At 69.6% G+C, this 20945-nt stretch carries 17 protein-coding genes and 2 tRNA genes; 6 read left to right on the top strand and 13 right to left on the bottom strand.

What is annotated here, in order from left to right; all coding sequences use genetic code 11:
* Positions 1-50 precede the first annotated feature (50 nt).
* The 4 genes from murA to AMS65_RS08860 all read right to left on the bottom strand — a co-directional run bounded on the left by murA (position 51) and on the right by AMS65_RS08860 (position 4940).
* The gene (gene murA, locus AMS65_RS08875; RefSeq protein WP_053384124.1) at positions 51-1379 is read right to left on the bottom strand and encodes a UDP-N-acetylglucosamine 1-carboxyvinyltransferase; all 1329 of its coding nucleotides are present in this window, start codon (positions 1377-1379) and stop codon (positions 51-53) included.
* A gap of 92 nt (positions 1380-1471) precedes the next feature.
* The gene (leuD, locus tag AMS65_RS08870; RefSeq protein ID WP_053383808.1) at positions 1472-2074 is read right to left on the bottom strand and encodes a 3-isopropylmalate dehydratase small subunit; all 603 of its coding nucleotides are present in this window, start codon (positions 2072-2074) and stop codon (positions 1472-1474) included.
* 3 nt (positions 2075-2077) lie between these two features.
* Entirely contained in the window at positions 2078-3634 is a 1557-nt protein-coding gene (leuC, locus tag AMS65_RS08865; RefSeq protein WP_053383807.1) for a 3-isopropylmalate dehydratase large subunit, read from the bottom strand.
* Positions 3635-3887: 253 nt separating this feature from the next.
* Positions 3888-4940, bottom strand: coding sequence for a TerC family protein (locus AMS65_RS08860; RefSeq protein WP_053383806.1), 1053 nt, complete (start codon positions 4938-4940; stop codon positions 3888-3890).
* A gap of 409 nt (positions 4941-5349) precedes the next feature.
* Between AMS65_RS08860 and mgtE the strand changes: the two genes are divergently transcribed.
* The 6 genes from mgtE to AMS65_RS08830 all read left to right on the top strand — a co-directional run bounded on the left by mgtE (position 5350) and on the right by AMS65_RS08830 (position 11303).
* The gene (gene mgtE, locus AMS65_RS08855; protein ID WP_053383805.1) at positions 5350-6708 is read left to right on the top strand and encodes a magnesium transporter; all 1359 of its coding nucleotides are present in this window, start codon (positions 5350-5352) and stop codon (positions 6706-6708) included.
* A gap of 109 nt (positions 6709-6817) precedes the next feature.
* A complete protein-coding gene (locus AMS65_RS08850) occupies positions 6818-7567 on the top strand; it encodes a TIGR00645 family protein (protein WP_075200929.1) in 750 nt (249 codons plus the stop codon).
* A gap of 39 nt (positions 7568-7606) precedes the next feature.
* A tRNA-Leu gene (locus AMS65_RS08845) sits at positions 7607-7691 on the top strand.
* A gap of 103 nt (positions 7692-7794) precedes the next feature.
* Positions 7795-8532 (top strand): hypothetical protein, encoded by a 738-nt coding sequence (locus AMS65_RS08840; RefSeq protein WP_157502173.1) that lies wholly within the window; start codon positions 7795-7797, stop codon positions 8530-8532.
* Between the two features lie 36 nt (positions 8533-8568).
* Positions 8569-10509: a heavy metal translocating P-type ATPase gene (locus AMS65_RS08835; RefSeq protein ID WP_053383803.1), complete on the top strand. Its 1941-nt coding sequence runs from the start codon at positions 8569-8571 to the stop codon at positions 10507-10509.
* Between the two features lie 89 nt (positions 10510-10598).
* Positions 10599-11303, top strand: coding sequence for a hypothetical protein (locus AMS65_RS08830; protein WP_053383802.1), 705 nt, complete (start codon positions 10599-10601; stop codon positions 11301-11303).
* Positions 11304-11309: 6 nt separating this feature from the next.
* Here AMS65_RS08830 and murD read toward each other — a convergent pair whose 3' ends face one another.
* The 9 genes from murD to AMS65_RS08785 all read right to left on the bottom strand — a co-directional run bounded on the left by murD (position 11310) and on the right by AMS65_RS08785 (position 20848).
* Positions 11310-12653 (bottom strand): UDP-N-acetylmuramoyl-L-alanine--D-glutamate ligase, encoded by a 1344-nt coding sequence (murD, locus tag AMS65_RS08825; RefSeq protein ID WP_053383801.1) that lies wholly within the window; start codon positions 12651-12653, stop codon positions 11310-11312.
* The gene (locus AMS65_RS19790; protein WP_053383800.1) at positions 12643-14031 is read right to left on the bottom strand and encodes a hypothetical protein; all 1389 of its coding nucleotides are present in this window, start codon (positions 14029-14031) and stop codon (positions 12643-12645) included. Before AMS65_RS19790 ends, murD begins: the two co-directional genes overlap by 11 nt.
* Before the next feature lie 43 nt (positions 14032-14074).
* Positions 14075-17176, bottom strand: a complete 3102-nt coding sequence (locus tag AMS65_RS08815; protein WP_053383799.1) for an aminotransferase — start codon at positions 17174-17176, stop codon at positions 14075-14077.
* Positions 17177-17304: 128 nt separating this feature from the next.
* Positions 17305-17910, bottom strand: coding sequence for an RdgB/HAM1 family non-canonical purine NTP pyrophosphatase (rdgB, locus tag AMS65_RS08810; RefSeq protein ID WP_053383798.1), 606 nt, complete (start codon positions 17908-17910; stop codon positions 17305-17307).
* A 2-nt stretch (positions 17911-17912) separates the two neighbouring features.
* A complete protein-coding gene (gene rph / locus AMS65_RS08805) occupies positions 17913-18659 on the bottom strand; it encodes a ribonuclease PH (protein WP_075200927.1) in 747 nt (248 codons plus the stop codon).
* Positions 18660-18693: 34 nt separating this feature from the next.
* A complete protein-coding gene (locus AMS65_RS08800) occupies positions 18694-19347 on the bottom strand; it encodes a ribonuclease HII (protein ID WP_241489393.1) in 654 nt (217 codons plus the stop codon).
* Positions 19344-20060: a signal peptidase I gene (lepB, locus tag AMS65_RS08795; RefSeq protein WP_053384120.1), complete on the bottom strand. Its 717-nt coding sequence runs from the start codon at positions 20058-20060 to the stop codon at positions 19344-19346. Before lepB ends, AMS65_RS08800 begins: the two co-directional genes overlap by 4 nt.
* Before the next feature lie 147 nt (positions 20061-20207).
* The gene (gene rplS / locus AMS65_RS08790; protein ID WP_053383797.1) at positions 20208-20555 is read right to left on the bottom strand and encodes a 50S ribosomal protein L19; all 348 of its coding nucleotides are present in this window, start codon (positions 20553-20555) and stop codon (positions 20208-20210) included.
* 207 nt (positions 20556-20762) lie between these two features.
* Positions 20763-20848 (bottom strand) — tRNA-Leu (locus AMS65_RS08785).
* Positions 20849-20945: the final 97 nt, after the last annotated feature.

The raw sequence follows: 20945 nt of genomic DNA, 5'->3' as shown, positions 1-20945 counted from the left end.
GCCGCAGTCCTCGACCGGCATGACAGGTCGGAACTCGCAGTTTCTTCGGGTCAGCCCTCGAAGATGAAGTCCGCGCCCAGCTGCCGGAGCTTCTCGATGAAGTTCTCGTAGCCGCGCGAGATGATTCCGAGGTTGGTCACCTTGGTCTGCCCCTCGGCCGTGAGACCGGCGATGAGGTAGCTGAATCCGCCGCGCAGATCCGGCACTTCGATCTCGGCCCCCGCGAGCGGGCTGGGTCCGGCGATCACCGCGGCCTGCTCGAACTCGCGGCGGTTCACCCGCCGGTGCTCGTCGTGCAGCCCGTCCTTGTACACCTCGATCTCGGCGCCCATCTTGTTGAGCGCGTCGGTGAAGCCGAAGCGGTTCTCGTAGACGGTCTCGTGGATCGTCGAGACGCCCTGCGCCTGCGTGAGAGCGACCACGAGGGGCTGCTGCCAGTCGGTCATGAACCCGGGGTGCACATCGGTCTCGATGGTGACGGGCTTCAGCTCGCCGCCCGGGTGCCAGAAGCGGATGCCGTCGTCGTGCACGTCGAAGTCGCCGCCGACCTTGCGGAACACGTTGAGGAAGGTCATCATCTCTTCCTGCTTCGCGCCGCCGACGAACACGTCGCCCTTCGTCGCGAGCGCGGCGGAGGCCCAGCTGGCGGCCTCGTTGCGATCGAAGATCGCGCGGTGGTCGTAGCCGCGCAGCTCCTCGACGCCCTCGATGAAGATGACGCGGTTGGGCTCGACCGTGATGATGGCGCCCATCTTCTGCAGGATGCAGATGAGATCGATGATCTCCGGCTCGATCGCCGCGTTGCGCAGCTCGGTCTGCCCCTTGGCGAGCACGCCGGTGAGCAGCACCTGCTCGGTCGCGCCCACCGACGGGTAGGGCAGCTCGATGCTGGCACCCGTGAGCCCGTTGGGGGCGGTGAGGCTGATCCCGCTCGGCAGCTTCTCGACGACCGCGCCGAACTTGCGCAGCGCGTTGAGGTGGAAGTCGATGGGCCGGTCCCCGATGCGGCAGCCGCCGAGGTCCGGGATGAACGCCTCTCCGAGGCGGTGCAGCAGCGGTCCGCAGAAGAGGATCGGGATGCGCGACGAACCGGCGTGCGCGTCGATGTCGGCGTGGTGCGCCTGCTCGACGTTGGACGGGTCGAAGTGCCACTCGCCCGGATCCTCGCCCCGCGTGATGAGCACGCCGTGCAGCGCGAGCAGACCGGCCACCACTCGGATGTCCGAGACGTTCGGCACGTTGCGCAGGATGCTCGGGGTCTTGCCGAGCAGCGCCGCGACCATCGCCTTGGGCGCCAGGTTCTTGGCTCCGCGCACCTCGATGCGCCCCCGCAGCGGGCGGCCGCCGTTGATGATGATCTCGTCCGAGGTCAGGCCCACGCGGGCCCCCGCCTTCTGAGCATCCTTCTTGAGGCCCTGATCGGCCTGGCTCTCGTCGATCCTGGTCTCCTCCAGGGTCACCTGCTTGTCGTTCACGCGGCCTCCACCGGGGTAGTCGTCGGCATCCAGTTGGGACGGCGCGCCTCGAAATCCGAGATCGCCTGCTCGTTGCGCAGCGTCAGGGAGATGTCGTCGAGACCCTCCATCAGGCGCCAGCGGGTGTAGTCGTCGATCTGGAACGGGACCGTGAGATCCCCCACCGAAACCGTGCGGTCCTCCAGGCTGACCGTCAGCTGCACGCCGGGATCGGCCTCGATGGCGGCCCACAGCCGCTCGACATCGGCCTCCTCGACCTGTGCGGCGAGCAGCCCCTGCTTCCCGGAGTTGCCGCGGAAGATGTCGGCGAAGCGCGGCGAGATGACCACCTTGAAACCGAAGTCGCGCAGTGCCCACACCGCGTGCTCGCGAGACGATCCCGTGCCGAAGTCGGGGCCGGCGACCAGCACGCTGGCCCCCTGGTACACCGGCTGGTTCAGCACGAAGTCCTCGTTCTGGCGCCAGTGGTGGAAGAGCGCGTCCTCGAAGCCGGTCTTGGTGACGCGCTTCAGGAACACCGCGGGGATGATCTGATCGGTGTCGACGTTCGAGCGCTTCAGCGGAGCGGCGACACCCGTCATCGTGATGAACTGATCCATGGTTCAGGCCTCGACCTTCTCAGCAGCGGGCATGATCGGCAGGCGCCTGCGCACCGGTTCCTCGTCGGCGGCGCGCGGCGGCGCATCGTGGGTGATGCCCTTCGCCGCGTCGTCCTGGAGATCCCACGGGCTCGACAGGGTGCCGCGGATGGCGGTCGCCGCCGCGACGAGCGGTGAGACGAGGTGCGTGCGGCCGCCCTTGCCCTGGCGACCCTCGAAGTTGCGGTTCGACGTCGACGCGCAGCGCTCGCCGGGGGCGAGCTGGTCCGGGTTCATGCCCAGGCACATCGAGCAGCCGGCGAAGCGCCACTCGCCGCCGAACTCCTCGACGATGCGATCGATGCCCTCCATCTCGGCCTCGAAGCGCACCCGCGCCGACCCGGGAACCACCATCAGGCGCACGCCGTCGGCCTTCTTCTTGCCCTTGATGAGGTCGGCGAATGTGCGCAGGTCGTCGAGGCGGCTGTTGGTGCACGAGCCCATGAACACGGCATCGACCGGGATCTCCTTCATGGGGGTTCCGGCCGCGAGATCCATGTACTCCAACGCGCGCTCGGCGGCGGCGCGCTCGTTGGGGTCCTCGATCTCGGCGGGGTTCGGCACGCGATCGCTCAGCAGCACGCCCTGGCCGGGGTTGGTGCCCCAGGTCACGAACGGCTCGAGCGCGTTCGCGTCGATGAACACCTCTTCGTCAAAGACGGCGCCCTCGTCGGTGGGCAGCGTCTTCCAGTACTCGACCGCGGCGTCCCAGTCGGCGCCCTGCGGCGCGTGGGGGCGGCCCTGCACGTACTCGAAGGTGGTCTCGTCCGGGGCGACCATGCCCGCGCGCGCGCCGGCCTCGATCGACATGTTGCAGATGGTCATGCGGCCGTCCATGGACAGGCTCCGGATCGCCGAGCCACGGTACTCGAGCACGTAGCCCTGGCCGCCGCCGGTGCCGATCTTCGCGATGACGGCGAGGATGATGTCCTTCGCGGTGACTCCGGGGCGCAACTCGCCGTCGACGTTGATCGCCATCGTCTTGAAGGGCTTCAGCGGCAGCGTCTGGGTCGCCATGACGTGCTCGACCTCGCTCGTGCCGATGCCGAAGGCCAGCGCGCCGAACGCGCCGTGCGTCGAGGTGTGGCTGTCGCCGCAGACCACGGTGATCCCCGGCATCGAGAGGCCCAGCTGGGGGCCGACGACGTGCACGATGCCCTGCTCCTTGTCGCCCAGCGGGTGCGCGCGCACGCCGAACTCGGCGACGTTGTTGCGCAGCGTCTCGATCTGCAGGCGACTGGTCGGATCCTCGATCTGCTTCGTGATGTTGACCGTCGGCGTGTTGTGATCTTCGGTCGCGATCATGAGATCGACGCGGCGCAGCGGCCGATCGGTCATGCGCAGGCCGTCGAATGCCTGGGGGCTCGTCACCTCGTGGATCAGGTGGAGATCGATGTAGATGAGGTCCGGCTCGCCGTTCTCGCCCTTGACGACAACGTGGTCGTCCCACAGCTTCTCGGCGAGGGTGCGGGGCCGCTTCGTCTCCTCGGCGGTGGTCCCGGCAGCGTTCTGATCGCTCATGTGATGGCTTCTCTTCTCAGTCTCTGTGTCAGTGACACGTGTTCCTCAACACCGCATCGCACGAAAATATTCGATTCCCGGCGCGGTGGATCGGCCATACGAGAACTCCGCGGCGGGTGACCGATGGGTTAGACCCCGCCGCGGCTGTGAAGAAGCTGTCGCCGCAAACGCATGCGGACGAGTCTACCACTCGGCCGCTCCGCTCTCCCATGAGCCCGGTCGGACTACCGAGGGACCCGCGATCGTCGCGCGGTCAGTGGTGCCTCGGCGAAGCCCCCGTGCCGTCATGCCCGTCGCGCTGCTCCGCCGCGCCGAGGTGCACTCGCTCGCCCTTCGCCCGGGCCTCACGGCGCATCTTGACCACGCTCGCGATGGTGGCGACCGCCATGGCCGTGACGATGAAGCCGAGCGAGAGCCAGATGTTGACCTCGGGTACGGGCACGTGCTCGCCGCCGTTGATGAAGGGCAGCTCGTTCTCGTGCAGCGCGTGCAGGATGAGCTTCACGCCGATGAAGGCGAGGATCGCCGCGATGCCGTACTTGAGGTACTCGAGTCGGTCGAGCAGGCCGCCCAGCAGGAAGTAGAGCTGGCGCAGACCCATGAGCGCGAAGACGTTGGCCGTGAACACGATGAACGGGCTCTGCGTGATGCCGAAGATCGCGGGGATGGAGTCGAGCGCGAAGAGCAGATCGGTCGCGCCGAGCGAGATCAGCACGAGCAGGAACGGCGTGAACATGCGCTTGCCGTCGACCGTCGTGCGGAGCTTGCCCCCGTCGTAGTCGTCGCTGAAGGGGAACATCTTCTTCGCGAGTCGAACCGCGAGTCCCTCGCCCTGGTCGTCGTGCCCGCCGGGCTTGACCTGCTGCCAGGCGGTCCAGATGAGCCAGGCGCCGAAGATGAAGAAGACCGCGATGAAGCGCTCGATGATCGCGGCGCCCGCCAGGATGAACAGCCCGCGGAAGATCAGCGCCAGGATGATGCCGATCATGAGCGCGCGCTGCTGATAGGCGTGCGGCACCTTGAAGCTGCCGAGGATCAGGACGAACACGAAGAGGTTGTCGATCGAGAGGCTGTACTCGGTGAGCCAGCCGGCGAGGAACTCGGTGCCGTGCTGCACGTCGCCCAGCAGGAACATGCATCCGGCGAAGACGAGCGCGAGCAGCACGTAGAAGCCCACCCACAGGCTGGCTTCGCGCATGCTCGGCACATGCGGGCGCTTGATGATGAGGAGCAGATCGATGCAGAGGATCGCGACGAGCACGATCATCGATCCGATCTCGAACCAGAGCGGGAGCACAGAGGTCACAGAGGTCCACTTTCTTTCGGCCGGCGCAGGGTGCGCGAAACGCCGAAAGTCTCTTCCCGGCACATGCCTGCAGCAGTGCCGCGCCCGCACCGGCCGCGCGGTCGGCGCACGGCGTATTGACGATACGGGCGAATCGGAATACTCCCCTTCGCGGGCACCATCATACCCCGTGCTACAGTGTGCGCGGGACCAGGCACGGCGCCTTCCGCCGGTCGCGACCAGTCCCCACAGCCATCGAGCGAAACGAGGTGAGTTCACCGTGTCCAGTGACAGTTGCAGTCACCAGCCGGGCATCGCGCTCGCCTCCTCGCCTCGTTCGAACTAGGCGGGATCGGCGCGCGTCCGGCTTCCTCAGATCTCCGGAATGCGCGCACCGGGCCGTGCGCGCTCCGCCCGAAGGAGTGTCGTCATGACCACCCAGCCGATCCGCACCATCGACCACCTCACCGGAACGATCGAGCAGCAGCTCGCGAGCCGCGACCTCACCGCGCTCACCGAGACCATCGCCTCGCTGCCGGTTCCGGATCTCGTCCCGATCTTCGACCGCCTGACGCTCCGTCAGCGCGCCGTCGTCTTCCGTCTGCTCTCGAAGGAGCGCGCGCTCGAGGCGTTCGACGCGCTGCCACCGGCGCTGCAGAGCGACCTGCTGCACGGCCTGCAGGACTCCGAGGTGTCCCGCCTGTTCGCAGAGCTCGACCCCGACGACCGGGCGTGGCTGCTCGAGGAGCTGCCCGCCGCCCTCGCCACGAGGCTGCTGCGCGACCTGCCCGAGCAGGAACGACTGCTGACGGCCGGGCTGCTCGGCTATCCGCAGGGCAGCGTCGGGCGGCGCATGACACCCGAGTACGTGTCGACGCGGGCGAGCTTCAGCGCGGGCGAGACGCTCGACCGCGTGCGCGAGCGGCTGCGCGACGCGGAGACGGTGTACACGATCCCCGTGCTGGACGACGCGCGGCGCGTCGTCGGCGTGGTCAGCCTGCGCGACGTGCTCGGGGCCGGATCCGACGCTCCCGTCGAGACGCTCATGCAGCCGGCTCAGACGGCGGAGGCCACCGACGACGCCGAGCTCGTCGCCCGCCGCTGCACGGACCTCTCCCTGCTGGCCATGCCGATCGTGGACAGCGAGCGCCGCCTGCTCGGCATGCTCACGATCGACGACGCGGTGCGCATCCTCGAGCACGAGGAGAGCGAGGACGCCGCGCGCCAGGGCGGCACCGAACCCCTGCGGCGCCCCTACCTGTCGACCCCGGTGTGGTCGCTCGTGCGATCCCGGGTGGTCTGGCTGCTCGTGCTGGCGGTCGGCGCGACGCTGACCGTGCAGGTGCTCTCGGTCTTCGAGGCCACGATCGACCAGGTGACCGTGCTCGCCCTGTTCGTGCCGCTGCTCATCGGCACCGGGGGCAACACCGGGAACCAGGCGGCGACGACCGTCACCCGGGCGCTCGCGCTCGGCGACGTGCGCCCCCGCGACATCGCGCGGGTGCTCACGCGCGAACTGCGCGCGGGCGCCATGCTCGGGCTGCTGCTCGGCTCGCTCGGCTTCGCGATCGCCGGCTTCGTCTACTCCCCCGCGATCGGCGCCGTGATCGGGCTCACGCTGCTCGCCGTGTGCACCGTGGCCGCGGCCGTCGGCGGGTGCATGCCGCTGCTGGCGCGCGCGGTGCGAGTCGATCCCGCGGTGTTCTCGAACCCCTTCATCTCGACCTTCGTCGACGCGACGGGCCTCGTCATCTACTTCATGATCGCCCGGGCCATTCTGCATCTCTAGATCTCTAGCGTTCGCCGGAGCCCGCACCGTCGCGTCACTGCGGGCTCCCAGCCTCGACGAATCGATCCCCCGCTAGCATTTACCCCAGACCAGAAGCGAAAGGACGCCCGTGATCGACCGTTCAGCACCGCCGATCGAGCGCAGCACCGCGAAGGGGCCGGGCGCCGCCTCTCGCACGCTCGCCGGATTCATCTTCGCGAGCCGCTGGCTGCAGGCCCCCCTGTATCTCGGCCTCATCATCGCGCAGGCCGTCTACGTGGTGCTCTTCTTCGTGGAGCTCTGGCACCTGGTCGAGAACGCCATCATCGAGGGCCACATCAGCGAGACCGAGGTCATGCTCAGCGTGCTCGCGCTCATCGACATCGTGATGATCGCGAACCTGCTGATCATGGTGATCATCGGCGGCTACGAGACCTTCGTGTCGAAGATCCGCGTCGAGGGTCACCACGACGAGCCCGACTGGCTCTCGCACGTCAACGCGAACCTGCTCAAGGTGAAGCTGGCGATCTCGATCATCTCGATCTCCTCGATCCACCTGCTCAAGACCTTCATCGAGGTCGGCCGCATGGACGGCGGGGTGGTCGTCGACGGAAGCGGCCGGGTCATCTACTCCTCCGAGGGTGTGATGTGGGAGGTCGCGATCCACCTGGCCTTCATCGTGTCGGCGCTCGCCCTCGCGTGGATCGACAAGATGAGCCACCACCACCCCACCACGAAGCGCGAGGAGCTCACGGCGGGGGCGATCGAGAGCGAGCTCCGGGATCCGGCTCCCCCGGTCGCCGACGCCGATGCCGGCTACGTCACGGTGCGCCTGCCCGCCGGCACCAGCCTGCCCGAGGGCGCGCGCGTCGTCGACTGAGCGCGAACGGTAGGCTGGTCCGGTGCCCTGCGGCACCACGCGCGAGTGGCGGAATTGGCAGACGCGCTGGATTTAGGTTCCAGTGTCCTCGGACGTGGGGGTTCAAGTCCCCCCTCGCGCACCACGGATGACTCGGACCCTGTCCTGGGGCTGGCTTTTCCGGGTCCGGGCCATTCGCGTCGAAATCGGGCTGCCACAGCATCAGTCGCTCGAGTAAAATAGGCCGCATGGCCGAAGGGCGGAAGTTAGACGGACGTCGTTCTGGTGCCTTCGGCAGGGTTCGTCAGGCGCTGTCTCGCGTGCAGGCATCTCTTGAGGGCGCGGGGGCATCTCTCGAGGGTCTTGCTGCGGCGATGCTGATGACGGCGTCGATCTATTTCATCGAAAGCCAGCCGGGCGTGGGCACCGCGGTGGACACCGCCAGTCGCGATCTCAGTTGGTACGGCGATCCGAGCAATCGCTCCACGGTGGAGTTCGGGCTGAGCTTGGGCGTGCTCGGCATGGTGTCGTTCTTGTGGTTCATTGCGGTGATTCGCCGACGGCTTGCTGAACGCGAAGACAAGTTCTATGCGACCGTCTTTCTCGGCAGTGGCATCGTGTTCGCGATCCTGGCGACGACTGCTGCGGTGTGCGCGGCCGCTCCGACCCTGGTCGTTCGCTTCGGCGGTGAGGAGAGCCTGAACGGTTCGACTGTTGCACTCGCGCACGGACTCTGGTTCGGGCTCTGGGGGATCGCTGCGTCCAGGTTCGCCGGCGTGTTCATGATGACGACATCGACCATCGCCCTGCGATTCGGAACGCTTCCGACCTGGCTCGCCCGTCTCGGACAAGTGCTCGGTCTGCTGCTCACCCTCACCGGCGCGTTTGCGGGCCCACTCGACTTTCTCTTTTCAGCCTGGCTCGCAGTGGTAAGTATCACACTGCTCTTCAGCCGTCGCGACAGGTCCGCCCGCGCGGACGGCTGAGCGCCCGCACGACTGCCGATCTGCGAAGCTTGGAGAATGACACGAGTGCGCGCCGCGATCACGGCATATCCGCTGGTGTTCGCGACCCTGGCGGTGGCGGCGATCGGCCTGATCCTGCTCACCACCCCGTCGCGAGACCTCGCCGCGTGGATCGTCGGCGGCTACGCGCTGGCGGTTGCCGCGTGGGAAGCGGTCGGCATGATCCGGCAACTCCTCAAGGGGCACGCGGGGCTGGACATCCTCGCGGTGACCGCGATCACGGCCGCGGTGCTCGTCGGCGAGCCGTGGGCGGCGCTCGTGGTGGTGCTCATGCTCACCGGCGGGGCCGCGCTCGAGGACTACGCGGAGAACCGCTCGAAGCGAGAGCTCACGGCTCTGCTGCGGAAGTCCCCGCAGCGAGCGACCCTGCTCCTGAGCGACGACGGGGTCCCCGCGAACGGTGCGATGGCAGAGGCGACGACGACGGACGTGCCGGTCGAGAAGGTCGAGGTGGGAGACCTGCTGCTCCTGCGCCCCGGCGCGCTCGTGCCCGTCGACGCGATCCTCGTATCCGAGCATGCCGTGTTCGACGAGTCCTCGCTCACCGGAGAGAGCCTGCCCGTCGACCGCGCGGCGGGCGAGCGGGTGTCCAGCGGAGCGGTCAACGGCGCGACCGCGGTCGCCATGCGCGCCGCGGCGGTCGCGGCGGACAGCGAGTACCAGCAGATCGTGCGCCTCGTCGAGCAGGCCGCGAGCAGCAAGGCGAGAGTCGTGCGCCTCGCGGACCGCTATGCGGTGCCGTTCACGGCGCTATCGCTCATCATCGCGGGGATCGCGTGGGCGGTCAGCGGTGAGGCCGTGAGATTCGCCGAGGTGCTGGTGGTCGCCACTCCGTGCCCGCTGCTGATCGCAGCTCCGGTCGCGTTTCTCGGCGGTATGAGCCGGGCTGCGCGCTTCGGCCTGATCGTGAAGGGCGGAGGCACTCTCGAGCAGCTCTCCAGGGTTCGCTCGGCCGCCTTCGACAAGACCGGCACCGTCACGACCGGGCGACCGGTGCTCGAACGCGTCCTCCCGGAGCCCGGCTTCAGCGAGGAGCAGGTTCTGCAGTTGGCCGCCTCGGCCGAGGTTTACTCCTCCCACGTTCTCGCGGGTTCGGTCGTCGCCACCGCGAAGCGGCACGGCTGCAGACTGCTCGACGCCGAACGCGCCGAAGAGGCCGCCACCAACGGCGTCGCCGCGTCGCTCGTGTTCGGCCCGGAGGGCGCTTCCACGACGGTGCGCGTGGGCAAGCCCTCCTGGGTCCGCGAGTATGCGCCGAGTCTGACGCTCGCGCCGCTGAGGCCCGGGGAACTCGCGATCTACGTCGCGGCCGACGACCGTTTCGCGGGCACGATCGTGATGCGCGATCAAGTCCGAGGCGAGGCGGCGCAGGTGTTCCGGGAGCTGCAGCGGCTCGGGATCGAACGCACGCTCATGGTGACCGGCGATGTGGCGGCCACCGCCGATCCGATCGCGGCAGATCTCGGCATCGGCGAGGTGCACGCGGAGTGCCGCCCCTCGGACAAGGTGCGCATCGTGAGCGGGGTGCAGCCCCGGCCGCTCATCATGGTCGGCGACGGCCTCAACGACGCCCCCGTGCTCGCTGCAGCGGACATCGGCTTCGCGATGGGAGCCCGCGGCGCCACCGCCGCCAGCGAGTCCGCCGACATCGTGAACCGATACGACAGCCTCGCCTCGCTTCCGCGCGCCGTGCGCATCGGGAAGGACACCGTGCGGATCGCGTTGCAGAGCATCTGGCTCGGCATCATCATCAGCATCGCCCTGATGCTCATCGCCGCCTTCGGGTTCCTTCCGGCGCTGATCGGCGCCTGGCTGCAGGAGGTCGTCGACCTCGTCGCGATCCTCGGCGCCCTGCGCGCAGTCGGGCCGCGCTCGGAACGCCTGCGCTCGGAACCCCGCGGCGACATCGTCGAGGGTTCGCCCGCCGTGCGTCACTGATCTCGCAGCGCTCCGTCGCTGCGGCGCCCGTGCAGCAGTTCCTCGGCCGCTGTTGGCGGGAGGTCGACCGCACCAGTAGCGTTGCAGGCGTGCTTGACGGGGATCTGATTCGCTTCGCCGGTGCCATCGTGGGCCTCATCGGCCTCGGGGTGGTCATGGGGTTCAGTCCCACGCTCATCGCCGTCGCGCTGCGCGTGCTCACGCACGCCTCCCGGCCGGACCGTGCGATCGGGTGCATGCTCATCGGCCTCGTGATCGGTTCGACGGTCCTGTTGCTGCTGCTCCAAATCGTGGATCCCCGCAGCTTCGAGACGCTGGTCGACGACGACGTCGAGAAGGTGCTGGTGCGCCGAAGCGTCGACCTGACGGCCGGCGTCCTGTTCGTCCTCGCGTCCCTGGTCATGGGCCTTCGGGCGCGCAGGCCGCGGCGTCCCAGGAAGCCCCGGCGCACCCCCGCCGACCGACCGTGGGCGATGCTGCTCATCGGAGCCTCGAACGCCGTCATCGGCGTCAGCGGTATCGCGACGATGTACCTGACCGCACGCATCATCCGCGGGGTCAGCGACGACGACACGATCCGAGTGGTCTCCTACGCTGTCTTCGTCGTCGCGCTCGTCGCCCCGTATGTCGCGCTGGCCTGGGCCTGGAAGCGATTCCCGCGGGTGTCCTCGCGTATCACCGGGATCTTCGCCCGGATCGCCGCGACCGATCTGCGTCCGTGGGAGACGGCGCTCACCCTGCTCGTCGGTGCGATCTTCCTCGGGCTCGGGATATGGGGCGGCCGAGGCTCGTAGTACGGGCTATTCCCCGTCGGCCGTCGACTCGGCGGCGGCCCGGAACGCCGCGGCCCGCGCCTCGTAGTCGGCGAACTCGTCGAAGCTGGGAGCGCCCGGAGACAGCAGGATCACCTCGCGCTCGGTCGAGCCGGAGCGCGCGAGCGCGAGCGCGTCTGCGAAGTTGCGCGCCAGCAGCGTCCGCGGAACCCGATCGTCCGCCTCCGCGATCAGCCTGGCCCCCGCGGGGCCCGTGCCGATCACCCGCACGGGAAACGCATCGCCGCGCTCCGCGAGGTAGTCGACGAGCGGCGCGAAGGGCAGGTCCCGCTCGGCTCCGCCGGCGATCAGGGTCACCCGCGCATCGGCGTAGGCGGTGAGCGCCGCGACGACCGCCTGCGGCGCCGTGGCGAGGCTGTCATCGATCCAGGTGCGTCCGTCACCCGAGGGGATCACCTCGAGCCGGTGCTGCAGCGGCGCGAACGTGCGCACGGCGTCCAGTGCGCGCGCACGATCCGCGTCGCCCATTCCCGTGAAGGCGTGCACCGCGGTCAGCGCGAGCGCCGCGTTGACGAGGTTGTGCGCCCCCCGCAGCCCGAAGTCGTCTGCCGAGAGCTCTCCCACGCCGCCCCAGACGAGGCGGTCGTCGTGCGCGCGGATCCCGAGCTCCCCCGGAGTGATCATGCGCGTGCGCTCCCCCGCCCGCTCGGCGGCCAGGTCGAACAGCTCGTGCTCGCGCGACGGCACGACCACCGTCTCGGGGCCGTGCGCGACGAGATTGAGCTTGTCGGCGACGTAGCGCTCGTAGCCGCCGTGCCACGGCAGGTGCTCGGGATACAGCGAGGTGAGCACCGCGACGCGGGGCGACGCGGTCAGGTCGGAGGCCTGATAGCTCGACACCTCGGTCACGGCGGCCTGCACCTGCGGATCGAGGTCGCCGGCGACCGCGACCCCGACGTTGCCCGCGAGTGCGGCCCGATAGCCGAGCGCGTCGAGCACGTGGCGCACGAGCGTCGCGGTGGTGCTCTTGCCCTTGGTGCCGGTCACCGCGATCACACGATCCGCGTTCTCGTTGAGCCAGAGATCCATCAGCGAGGTGAGTCTCGCACCGCTCTCCGCGATCCGCACGAAATCGGGCGAGGTCCGCGGGATCCCCGGCGACTTCACCACGACCTCGGCCGCGAGCAGACGGTCGAGTGCCTCATCGCCGTCGACGGCGACGGCCCGCAGGTCATCGGGCGCGGATCCGACCCCGGTCACCGCGATCGTCGCCGAGACCCCGCGGCGCGCGAGTTCCGCGTGCGCGGCGCGGCCCTCGCGGCCCGCACCCCAGATCACGACGTCCCTGCCGTCGAGCTCGTCAAATCGCACGGGCCACCGCCTCCAGCTGCGGATACAGGAAGTGCTCGCCCGCGTGCCAGGCGAAGACCGCCTCGCGCTCGGCGGCGGTGGCCGAGACCCCGGCGATCTCGGGACGGCCGAGGAAGGGATGGCCGCTCCAGTCGTCGCGCTCGCGCAGCAGGGACAGCGCTACGCGGCACTCATCGGGCTCGCCCACGCACTCGAACGGCTTGACGAGTCCGTCGGTGCCCAGCAGCTCGAGGAAGCCCGTCAGCTGCCCCTCGTCCGCGAACAGGTCGCGGCCGCCGAAGATCTCGAGCAGCTCGTCGCGGCGCACGAACGGGGCGAGCATCAGGAAGATGAAGCGGCACTTGGGGCAGTCTCCGCACCAGGTCGCCGACGCGCCGTGAATGCGGAAGGCCCGATTGCAGCTCGTGAAGACCGGGTGGTAGTCGGTGAGCGTCGCGAAGCGCCGCGCGATCCGGATCTCGTTGATCGGCCGCAGCAGCGATACGTAGTCCGGGGCTCCGGCCGGCAGCGTCTCGCGCAGCAGTCGCTCGAACTCGATGCCCTTCGACCACTGATGGTTGATGACGCGGCCGGCCCACGCGAAGTTGCCGTACGAGGATCCGGCCTCGTTGCTGAACACCACACCGTCGTATCCGAGCGCGAGGGCCGTGAGCACCGCGATGAGGGAGTTGACCGCGGTCACCGGGATGTGGCCGTTGGGCGCCCCGGCGGCGTTCAGCGCGAAGAGCTCGGGATCGAGTCGGCGCCGCACCTCGTGCAGCGGCAGCTGCGCCACCTCGGCCGTACGGGCCATCGGCGGCTGGGTGTTGACCGCGAAGAGGCCCACGTCGAGGCCCGCGCCGCGCAGCGACTCGATCGAGACGATCGAGTCCTTGCCTCCGCCGACGGCGACGAGCAGGCGCCGGGAATCGCCGGACTCCGGATCCGCGGGCGTCGCAGCGGGCTCACCGGCCTGTGCGACCGGCAGCACCGGCGCCTGCACCTCGGTCGACAGCACCTCGGGCATCTGATTGACGAAGGCGAACTCCCCGAGTCCGCCCCCGATCAGCGCGGTGATGAAGGCGCGCTCGGCGTCGGTGAGTCCGTCCGGCACCACGAGCACGGCGGGCGCGAAGGCCTTGAAGTAGCTGAGCGAAGCGGCGAGCGACAGCAGGCGCAGCACACCCTCGACGACCGGCGCGGGTGCACCGTCGAGCGCGGCCGGCAGCTCGACGACCTCGGTGAACTCGGCGACCGGCTCGTCGCCGGCCCGTGCCGCGTACCGCAACCGCACGGTCGACCCCTCGAGCTGCGGCTCGAGGCATTCGAAGTGCGTCACGTGCGCGGTCGGAGCGGGCGAATCGGCCGAGGCCTGCGGAGTGGGTGACGCTGATGCCATGATCCAGCAGTCTACCGCGCGGTCGTTCCCGCCGCCTGGGCGGCTACCACCCCTCGGTGAGCACCCGGTTGAGCGCGGCGATCACGAAGTCGGCGCTCTCGGCGGTGAGGCACAGCGGCGGCTTCACCTTCAGCACGTTCGAGCGCTCCGAGGTGGTGAGCACGATGACGCCCAGCTCCTTCAGCCGCTCGCAGATCGCCGCGGCCTCCGGCGTCGCGGGCTCGAGCGTCGCGCGATCCCGCACCAGCTCCACGCCGAGGTACAGCCCCTCGCCGTGCACGGGGCCGATGATCGGGTGCCGCTCGCCGAGTTCCCGGAAGCCCGCGGCGAGGCGATCGCCGACCACACGCGCATTCGCCTGCAGCCCCTCGGCCTCCATCGCGTCGAGCACCGCGATGCCGACTCGGCAGCTCAGCGGGTTGCCGCCCGCCGACGAGAAGAACTGGCCCTGCGTGGCGAGTGCATCGGCCACCCGCTTCGACGTGATGACGCCGCCGATCGGGAAACCGTTGCCCATGGGCTTCGCGATCGTGATGAGGTCGGGCACCACCCCCGACTGCTCGAAGCCCCAGAAGCTCGAGCCCATGCGGCCGAAACCGACCTGCACCTCGTCCGCGATGCACAGCCCGCCCGCGGCGCGCACCCGCGCGTAGACGTCGGAGAGATAACCGTCGGGCAGCAGCACCCCGCCCGCGTTGCCGAGTACCGACTCGCAGATGAAGGCGGCGACGCCTCGACCCTCGCCCGCCAGCCGGTCGAGATCGGCGCCGAGGTCCTCCGCGTACCGCGCGCCCACGGAGGCGTCACCCGCCTCGCCGCGGTACGTGCCGCGGAAGCGGTTGGGAACGTCGGCGACGTGGATCCAGTCGGGACGGTTCTCGAGGGCATAGGGGTTGTCGTAGGCGCTCGTCGTGACGGCGTCGCTCGCCATCGTCCAGCCGTGATAGGCCTCGCGCAGCGCGACGACGGTCTTGCGCCCCGTCGCGGCCTGCGCCAGGCGCAGGGCGAGGTCGACGGCCTCGGATCCCGAGTTCACGAGCAGCACGGTGTCGAGGCCGCTGTCCTCGGGCAGCAGCGCGAGCAGGCGCTCGCTGTACTCGGCCAGCTCGCGGTACAGGAAGCGCGAGTTCGTGTTGAGGATGCGGATCTGACGGTTCACCGCGTCGGCCACGCCGGGGTGGCCGTGGCCGAGACCCGTGACGTTGTTGACCATGTCGATGTAGGCGCGGCCCGTCGTGTCGACGAGGTGGTGCCGCCAGCCGCGCTCGATCTGCATGGGGCGCTCGTAGTAGCGCTCCTGCGCGCTGGCGAAGATGCCCTCCCGGCGCAGCTGCTCGTCGGCGGAGTCGTCGCGCTGCGCGAGCGATTCGAGGTTCAGGATCGCCGCGGGGTCGTGAGTGAAGCGTCGCCAGGCCGGCGCCCGGTCAGGCGCGACGAGCTGCGCGCGTCCCGGGTCGGGCACGTCGAGGGAGAGGATCGGCGGTGCCGCGCCGTCGATCGCGTCGGCGCGGCAGAGGGTGACGGCGATGGGCCGGGGATCGGCGGCGGCGGCGAGCAGCGCGATGCCACCGCCGGTCTGCACCTCCTCGTCAACGGCGACGGTGGCGGCCGCGCCATCGATCGACAGGAACCAGCCGTCTCGCAGATCGAGCAGGATCCCCCGATCGGACGCCGCAGCGATCGTGCCGCCCAGCGGAGCCGTCACGACGAGTTCATCGCCCGCGGCAACCCATGCCTCGGTGCCGATGGGCCACGTCTCGGCCGCGTCGGCGGCGTCGATCGCGGTGCGGGTGAGGCGGTACACGCCGTATGGCAGCACGGCGGCTGCCGTCCCGCCCTGCAGCGCCTCCGCGATGAGCCGCTCCTCGCCGTCCTCCGCGAGCCACTTCCCGGCTTCGAGCGCCTCCGACTCCACTCCCGGGTCGAGCAGCACGACGTCGCCGTCGAGTTCCGGCAGCAGCGAGCGGAGCTCCCCACCTCGCCGATTGAGCGAGCGGAGCGAGTCGAAATCACCGCGTTGCGCCTCGGTTTCGACTCCCTTCTGCGTCAATCGCTCAACCGGCGGGTTCGGGGCGGGCATCGCCAGCAGCTTCAGACCGGTCCCGTCCGGCACTCCGACGAACCCGAGCCGTGCGAGCACGTGCTCGGTCATCTCCGCGAGCGGCAGGGCGGTGGCGGCGTCGAAGATAGCCTGCTCCCCCGCGATCCGATCGCGCGCGTAGTCGTTGCCGCCGTCGATCTCGAGCTGTCGCCAGCCGCTCGCCACGAGGATCGCACCGCGCAGCACGATGAGCGGCCACACGGCCCGCGCCTCGGCGGCCGACAGCGGCGCGTCTCGGTGGAAGGCCGCGACCGTGTCGAGCACCCGCAGCGGGCGCTCGGGCTCGTGGTGCAGCATCGACGACGCCGTGACCGCGAGTTCGGAGACCCGCCAGCCGTAGGCGAGGTCGCCGAGGTCGAGCACGGTGTGCGGGTGCAGTCGGGTGTCATCGCCCCGCAGACCGGTCACGTTGTCATCGGTGAGATCGCCGTGGATCGCCTGCACGGGCAGTGCGTCGACCACGAGCGCCAGCGCCGCCTGCGCCTCGTCGGCGATCGCGAGCACACGATCGCGCAGCGCCTCGTCGGCGATGGCGGGTGCGAGCTTCACCGTCTCGGCGTGCGCGACGTCCATCGTCCACATGTGCTCGCGGGCCAGCCCCGGGTGCGCGAGGCCCGCGAGCGCGTTCACCGACGCCGCGGCGAGGGCGCCGAACTCCTCCAGCACCACGGGCGCGAAGTAGCCGGCGTCCACCATAGGCTCGCCGGGCGCGAACTCGCTTCGCCGCACCGCGTAGCCGTGAGCGCAGCGCTGCGTGAGTGCGCCGTCCAAGCCGGGCAGCACCGCCGGCACCGGCACTCCGGCGGCGCGGTAGGCGTCGAGGGCGGCGTGCTGGGCGTCACGGGCGTCGTCGCCGAACACGGGGTTGTCGACCCGCAGCACGCTGCGGGTGCCGTCGGGCTCCTCGAGCACGAAGTTGCGGTCCTGGTTGCTGCCGAGTTCGCGCGCCGAAACCTCGAGGCCATAGCAGGCGCGCGCGATGATGCTCGCGTCGCTCTCAGAGATATCCGGGCGCACCAGGCCACCCGATTGCTGTTCCGTCATCGTCGTAATCTCCATCTCTGGATCGAAATGATGTCACTCGCGTGTTGGGTGCCGCAGGGCGCAGATGCGGGGCACTCGGGCTCGGGCTCAGGGTCCTCACAAGCCGACGTTCTCAGGCCTCTCCGGGGTCAGACGAGGTCGCGGATGGCGGGCGCGAGCGTGCTGAACGCACGGGTGCGATGCGACAGCAGGTCCTTCTCCGCCGCGGTGAGCTCCGCGGCGGAGCGCTGCTCGCCCTCGGGCCGGAAGATCGGGTCGTAGCCGAAGCCCCGTTCTCCGACCGGCTCGCGCAGCACGCTCCCCTGCCAGACCCCGAGCTCGCAGATCTCCGCGCCCGGCTCGTCTCCGGACGGCGGCAGCACCAGCGCGGCGGCGCACACGAAGCCGGCCGCACGGTGCGCATCGGCGACGTCCGTGAGCTGCCACAGCAGCAGTGCGACGTTGGCGGTGTCGCTGCGCTCCGGCCCGCCCCAGCGCGCCGAGAAGATTCCCGGGCAGCCACCGAGCACGTCGACGGCGATGCCCGAGTCGTCCGCGATGGCGGGGAGGCCGGTGTGAGCCGCGGCGGCCCGCGCCTTGAGCAGCGCGTTCTCCTCGAAGCTCAGTCCGTTCTCCACCGGCTCGGGCCCGTCGTAGCCGACGAGCTCGATGCCCAGGATGAGCGGGCCGAGGATGCGGCGCAGCTCCTCGAGCTTGTGGGTGTTGTGCGAGGCCAGCACCAGGGTCCGCGTCATGTCTACCGCTCCTCCGCCAGCACGGCGCGCTGCAGCTCGGCGAGTTCGCCGGCGCTCGCGAGTGCCAGATCGAGCAGCACATCGAGCTCCGCGCGCTTGAACGGCACGCCCTCGGCGGTCCCCTGCACCTCGACGAAGTCGCCGGTCCCGGTCACCACCACGTTCATGTCGGTCTCGGCTCGGGAGTCCTCCACGTAGGCGAGGTCGCTCAGCGGCACGCCGTCGACGATACCCACCGATACGGCGGCCACACTGTCGATGAGCGGCTGCGCCTTCTTGGCGATGTGCCCCTGCACCCGCGCCCACGCGATCGCGTCGGCCAGCGCCACGTAGGCGCCGGTGATCGATGCGGTGCGCGTGCCGCCGTCGGCCTGCAGCACGTCGCAGTCGATGACGATGGTGTTCTCGCCCAGCGCCTTGGTGTCGATGACAGCGCGCAGACTGCGCCCGATGAGCCGCGAGATCTCGTGCGTGCGGCCTCCGATGCGACCCTTCACCGACTCCCGCTGCATCCGCTCGTTCGTCGACCGCGGCAGCATCGAATACTCGGCGGTGACCCAGCCCGTGCCCTTCCCGGCCAGCCAGCGGGGCACACCGGGAGTGAAGGAGGCGGTGCAGAGCACCTTGGTGTCGCCGAAGGAGATGAGTGCGCTGCCCTCTGCCTGGGCGCTCCAGCCCCGCTCGATGGTCACGGGGCGCATCTGCGCCGGAGAGCGCCCGTCGGCGCGTGCGTCTGGTGTCGAATTCACCAGACCAGACTACCGCGCAGCGGGAGTCCTCTCCCTATTTGATCCAGGTGCGCCGGTGCAGCTCGGTGAGGCCGTGCTCGGCGATCCCGTCGTAGTGCGCGCGGGATCCGTAGCCCTTGTTCGACGCCCACCCGTACTCGGGGTGCGCGTCGTGCGCCTCCCGCATCACGGCGTCGCGCCGCACCTTGGCGCGCACGGACGCCGCCGCCACGCTCGCGCAGCTGCGATCCGCCCCCACCCGGGTGCGCACGTCGAGCGGATTCCGCAGCACCGGCGAGAGCCAGTCGTGCGAGCCGTCGAGCAGGATCACCGCACGGTCGACGGGCACCCCGACCGCGTGCAGTTCGAGCAGCGCCCGCCGCGCGGCCTCACCCAGCATGGCGTTGATGCCGCGCGCATCGATCTCCTCCGCGCTGCCGAAACCGACGGCCCCGGGCCCCCACTCGAGCACGAGCGGCGCCATCGCCTCGCGCCGCTTCTCGCTCAGCAGCTTCGAGTCGCGCAGCCCTTCGGGGAACGCGTCGATGCCCGCGAGCACCGCGTGCACCCCGACCGCGACGGGACCGGCGACGGCTCCTCGCCCGACCTCGTCGATCCCGATCACGAGCGCCGCGCCCGCTGCGAAGCACTCCCGCTCGACCTCGAGCGTCGGATCCTTCGACGGCGCGGCGAGCGGGGCCTCGATCACTGCCGGGCCTCTTCGACGCCGGTGAACGTGCCCTCCGGAGTTCCGAGCCAGGTGAAGCGGTTCAGCGGCCAGTTGAGCAGGAACGCGCGGCCGACGATCTCGCTCTCGGGCACGAACCCCCGTCCCGGCTGCTCCTGGTTGTAGCGCGAGTCCTTGCTCTGGTAGCGGTTGTCGCCCATCACCCAGACCGAGTCCTGCGGCACGGTCACGTCGAAGTCGATCTTGGACGCGCGCTCCTCGCCGGGCGGGATCACGATGTACGGCTCGTCGAGCGGAATGCCGTTCACCGTCACCCGGCCATCGGCATCGCAGCACTCGACCCGATCGCCGCCGATCCCGATCACCCGTTTCACCACGTACTCGTGGCTGGTGTCGGCCGCGAGGCCCACCGACTGCAGCACTCGCTCGAATCCCTGGGGCGGGTCGACGCTGCGCGGCAGCAGCCAGCCGCCCGGGTCCTTGAACACCACGACGTCGCCCCGGTGCACGGGGACGACACCCGGCACCAGCTGGTTGACCAGGATGCGGTCGTTGACCTTGAGCGTCTGCTCCATCGAGACGGAGGGGATGTAGAAGCTGCGCACCAGGAACGTCTTCAGGAGGAAGGAGACGAGGAACGCGACCAGCAGGATCACGACGAGATCTCGCAGGAACCCGACGAACCCGCTGCGGCGCGACCGCCGCGGGGTCTCCGGCGTGTCGGCTTCGCTCATGAACACTCCCCAAGCATCGATATCCGATCGGTGCGCATTGCGCCCACCCAGTGACTCCGTAGAGACACTTCAGGCTCCCACCCATCGCAGGGGGGAGCCTGAGAGCGTCACAGGAACGGAGCGTGCACGAACGCTCCGTGCGGCGACTTAGCGGTCGCGCTTCTCCTTGATCTTGGCCTTCTTGCCGGTGAGGCCGCGCAGGTAGTAGAGCTTGGCGCGACGCACGTCACCGCGGGTGACGACCTCGATCTTGTCGATCGCGGGCGAGTGCACCGGGAACTTGCGCTCGACGCCCACCTGGAAGCTGATCTTGCGCACGGTGAAGGTCTCGCGGACGCCCTCGCCGTGGCGCGAGATCACAACGCCCTGGAACACCTGGACACGCGAACGGTTGCCCTCGACGATGTTGACGTGCACCTTGACGGTGTCGCCGGCGCGGAACTCGGGGATGTCGCTCTTGAGCGACGCGGCATCGACGTGGTCGAGCTTCTGCATGGTTGTCTACTCTCTGCGCCCGCCGCAAGTCGGGATCGCGGATATCGAAAAAGTACTGAGGTTTTCGGCTCACGGTTCGTGCGGACCCTCACGGCAGTGCCGCACCGTGGCACAAGGATCAATTATGCCACACTTCCGAGCCCCGCGACAAAGCCGCCGCGAAACGCGAAGAACCCCCTGCGAACAGGGGGTTCTTTCACTCATTCGTGCGCGAGGGGGGACTTGAACCCCCACGCCCTAATACGGGCACTAGCACCTCAAGCTAGCGCGTCTGCCAATTCCGCCACCCGCGCGAACGATCCGGACCTTCATCGGCCGAACAGAGAATAACTTAGCACGGATACGAGCGCGGCACGAATCGAAGCCGCTCGGCCGGGCGCGTCGCGCCGG

The sequence above is a fragment of the Leucobacter celer subsp. astrifaciens genome (assembly GCF_001273835.1).
Lineage (GTDB): Bacteria > Actinomycetota > Actinomycetes > Actinomycetales > Microbacteriaceae > Leucobacter > Leucobacter celer.
The sequence above is the reverse complement of the archived record's forward strand: the minus strand, read 5'-3'. Positions and strand labels throughout refer to the sequence as shown.

Bases quoted from the DNA above. Each gene is read 5' to 3' on its own strand.
- lepB (WP_053384120.1), bottom strand. From the start codon at position 20,060: ATGAGCGAAGCCGACACGCCGGAGACCCCGCGGCGGTCGCGCCGCAGC.
- leuD (WP_053383808.1), bottom strand. From the start codon at position 2,074: ATGGATCAGTTCATCACGATGACGGGTGTCGCCGCTCCGCTGAAGCGC.
- AMS65_RS08835 (WP_053383803.1), top strand. From the start codon at position 8,569: ATGACACGAGTGCGCGCCGCGATCACGGCATATCCGCTGGTGTTCGCG.
- rdgB (WP_053383798.1), bottom strand. From the start codon at position 17,910: ATGACGCGGACCCTGGTGCTGGCCTCGCACAACACCCACAAGCTCGAG.
- rplS (WP_053383797.1), bottom strand. From the start codon at position 20,555: ATGCAGAAGCTCGACCACGTCGATGCCGCGTCGCTCAAGAGCGACATC.
- AMS65_RS19790 (WP_053383800.1), bottom strand. From the start codon at position 14,031: ATGGCATCAGCGTCACCCACTCCGCAGGCCTCGGCCGATTCGCCCGCT.
- AMS65_RS08815 (WP_053383799.1), bottom strand. From the start codon at position 17,176: ATGACGGAACAGCAATCGGGTGGCCTGGTGCGCCCGGATATCTCTGAG.
- AMS65_RS08840 (WP_157502173.1), top strand. From the start codon at position 7,795: ATGGCCGAAGGGCGGAAGTTAGACGGACGTCGTTCTGGTGCCTTCGGC.
- leuC (WP_053383807.1), bottom strand. From the start codon at position 3,634: ATGAGCGATCAGAACGCTGCCGGGACCACCGCCGAGGAGACGAAGCGG.
- mgtE (WP_053383805.1), top strand. From the start codon at position 5,350: ATGACCACCCAGCCGATCCGCACCATCGACCACCTCACCGGAACGATC.